Origin of the sequence: uncultured Citricoccus sp. (assembly GCF_937871995.1) — a bacterium.
Lineage (GTDB): Bacteria > Actinomycetota > Actinomycetes > Actinomycetales > Micrococcaceae > Citricoccus.
Map to the genome: position 1 here is coordinate 1 of NZ_CALMQR010000159.1, position 2,965 is coordinate 2,965.

Sequence of the window (2,965 nt, forward strand, 5' to 3'; positions counted from 1 at the left end):
GGGGCTCGGCGCTGGCCGCCGCGGCCTGGGCCCTCTCATGGTTTCTGCTGGAACCCGCTGGCGGGTTCCAGCGCCTCGTCGCGGCCACGCCCGGCCTCGATGCCGACGAGATCGCCGAGGTGCTGACCTTCGGACCGGAGACGACCCTGCTGCCGGATTCGTCCTGGTGGTGGCTGGCGACCGTCGCGCCCTATTCCGAGACCCCGTTGAGCCTGCTCCACACGCTGGGGGCGGCCATGGCCGCGCTCGGCCTCTGCCTGCTCATCACCCGTCGCGGAGGCAAGGTCTTCTCGCCCTTCACCGCGATCGGCGCGATGACGCTGACCCTCTACTCGGCCCACTGCATCATCCTGATGCTCGCCATCCTGGACGAGGGCCGCCCGGTGGTGTCCCTGTGGATCCAGATCATCGGGTTCATGCTGTTCGCGCTGATGTGGCGCGCCTCGATGGGCAAGGGCCCGCTGGAGGCGATCATCTCCGAGTCCAGCGACTGGACCCGGCGCCGCGTGCGGGAGGGACGGACAACGCCCTCCCTGGATTCAACCGATAGAGCGCCTCGGGGGGAGGCTGGTACGCCTGCTGATCCCCCACGGCAACACCCGTCTTCGGGTGCGAGACCGGACACGCTCCGTTCAACCCGGGAGGATGCGTGATGACCCACCGAAAGTCCGTTATCCCCCGCAGCGTGGCCCCGAGGAAGGAATCGATGATGAAGATCTTGATTGTGGGAGCCGGGGCCACCGGCGGGTTCTTCGGCACCCGCCTGGTCCAGGCCGGCCGCGACGTCACCTTCCTGGTCCGTCCGCACCGGGCCGAGCAGTTGCGCCAGGGACTTCGCGTCTACGGGCCGGGGTACGACGAGACGATTCCCGTCCGGGCCATCACCGCACAGCAATTAGAGGACCCTTATGACCTGGTCCTGCTGATGACCAAGGCCTGGGCCCTGGATGAGGCCATGGAGGACATCACCCCGGCCGTGGGACCGGACACCACCATCCTGCCGCTGCTCAACGGCATGGCCCACCTCGAGAAAGTCAACAACCGCTTCGGCCAGGAAAGCGTGCTGGGTGGGATCGTCCGCGTGGTCACCACGCTCACCCCCGACGGCGCGGTCCACCAGCTCAAACCCGGGGCCACCCTGATCTTCGGCGAACAGGACCGGCGCCGCACAGACCGCGCGGCCCGCATCGAACAGGAGCTCAGGGTCCCCGGTTACGACCTGGTCCTGGACGAGGACATCCTGGCCGCCATGTGGCACAAGTGGGCATTCATCGCGGCAGGTGCCACCACCACCTGCCTGATGCGCGGCACCATCGGTCACATCCTGGCCACCCCCGGCGGCAGGGACTTCGTCCTGGCCGTCATCGACCAGACCGAACGCGTCGCCGCAGCGGCCGGATACCCCGTCTCCGAAGCCGCGCATGCCGCAAGCCTGGAGATGTTCACCGAACCCGGCTCCGTATTCACCTCATCCCTCTACCGAGACCTCACCGCCGGACTCCGACACGAAGGCGAACACCTGCTCGGCGAGTTCATTGACACCGCCGAACGGCTCGGCGTGGACGTCCCCCTGACCCGACTGGCCCTGACCCACGTCCGAGTCCACGACCAGAACAGCAGCCCCCACCACCACGCCCGATCAACTAAACAAGAAGAGGACGTGCTGAAGGCCTAGTCGACTCCGAGGCCGCCACCACTAGCGACCACGTGTGGTGGACGAACCCATCTTTATCCCAGCGCCGCTGCGGCCCCTTCAAGCGGTCAGTCGTTCCCGCCCTGAGGAACCCATCCGAAATGCTGCCCGCTGACGAATCCTCGGGCACCTTCGACTCGGCCACTGGCGAGCAGCCCATCGTGCTGCTCATGGAGCTGCGCGAACGCTCCGAAACCACCATTCTCCCGGCCATCCACGACCTGGGCCCGACCAAGCCCTGCGGTGGGACCCTCCGCGTCAACGTCGAGAGAATCCCGGCAGCCTCACACCCGCCCGATTGATCAAAGGCTTCTGGAGCGAGCAATGGTCACCATAAGTCTTTCCTCACCCGGGATCCCGCTGTCCTCATAGTGGTTTCTAGGGGTGGGGTGTTATTCGGTGCGCCAGTCCGACCAGACCGCTTCGGCCCCGGAGTGGCCGGTGACCACGACCTGGTAGATCAGGATCACTGCGGCCAGGACGGTGAGCACGCGCAACACCCATACCATCCATGGAGTGTTCCGTGCGGAGGCCAGCCACCGCACACGTTTGGTGACCCAGGGGCCGGTGACCGCTATGGTCAGGATCGTCACGACGGCGAAGATCACCGCGACGGTCTCGAGCCGGTCCCCCTGGGTGGCGTGGGCCTCAATCAGTTCGCTGGCCTCCCCGCCTTCTTCCAGGGCTTCTTCTAAGGCCTCACCGGCGTTGGCGGTGAGCACCGTCAGCACAGCAGTGATCACCGCCAGGATCACCACCGGCCACTCCAGGACGCGTTGCCAGGGCGGGCGCAAGGCGTAGACGATGCTGGCCAGACCGGCCACGGGGGCGAACGCGACCACCGCGTGCAGGAACATGATGTGTGCGGGAAGCCCGAGGATCTCCAACATCATGATTGCCTTTCGGGATTCAGGTGCCCCCGTCTTGCAGGTCGACACGTCCGTGTACGTGCGCCCCTGCAAGGAGCCGTGTGCCTCGTCGGTGGATCCCGGCTGGGACCTGCCTGACGTTCATGGTGGACTCCCCGCCCGGTGAACACAACGGGCGGCCAACCAGTGCCTACCTCGGCGCACTGCCCGTCTAGGCATTGTTGAGAAACTGGCTCCCGGGGAGGAGCCGGCACTGACGCCTGCCCCGGACGACCCAACCCCAACCGCACTGTCGACGAGGACATAAACCCAAACCCACCGAAACTATGCCGGAGAGGGATCCCCTTACGGATCCTCTGATGGCCGTCACCTCTCCTGGACTGTTTAGATAAGCACCGTTTCC

General features: G+C 66.2%; 3 protein-coding genes and 1 pseudogene. 3 read left to right on the forward strand and 1 reads right to left on the reverse strand.

What is annotated here, in order from left to right; all coding sequences use genetic code 11:
* The 3 genes and pseudogenes from Q0283_RS17360 to Q0283_RS17370 all read left to right on the forward strand — a co-directional run.
* A pseudogene (locus Q0283_RS17360) lies at window positions 1-653 on the forward strand (hypothetical protein); the annotation flags it as partial.
* 53 nt (window positions 654-706) lie between these two features.
* A complete protein-coding gene (locus tag Q0283_RS17365; protein ID WP_298045910.1) occupies window positions 707-1,675 on the forward strand; it encodes a ketopantoate reductase family protein in 969 nt (322 codons plus the stop codon).
* Between the two features lie 119 nt (window positions 1,676-1,794).
* Window positions 1,795-1,995, forward strand: a complete 201-nt coding sequence (locus Q0283_RS17370; RefSeq protein ID WP_298045912.1) for a hypothetical protein — start codon at window positions 1,795-1,797, stop codon at window positions 1,993-1,995.
* A gap of 90 nt (window positions 1,996-2,085) precedes the next feature.
* Here Q0283_RS17370 and Q0283_RS17375 read toward each other — a convergent pair whose 3' ends face one another.
* Window positions 2,086-2,586 carry a DUF2231 domain-containing protein gene (locus tag Q0283_RS17375; protein ID WP_298045913.1) on the reverse strand — a complete coding sequence of 167 codons (501 nt, stop codon included), beginning with the start codon at window positions 2,584-2,586 and terminating at the stop codon, window positions 2,086-2,088.
* Window positions 2,587-2,965: the final 379 nt, after the last annotated feature.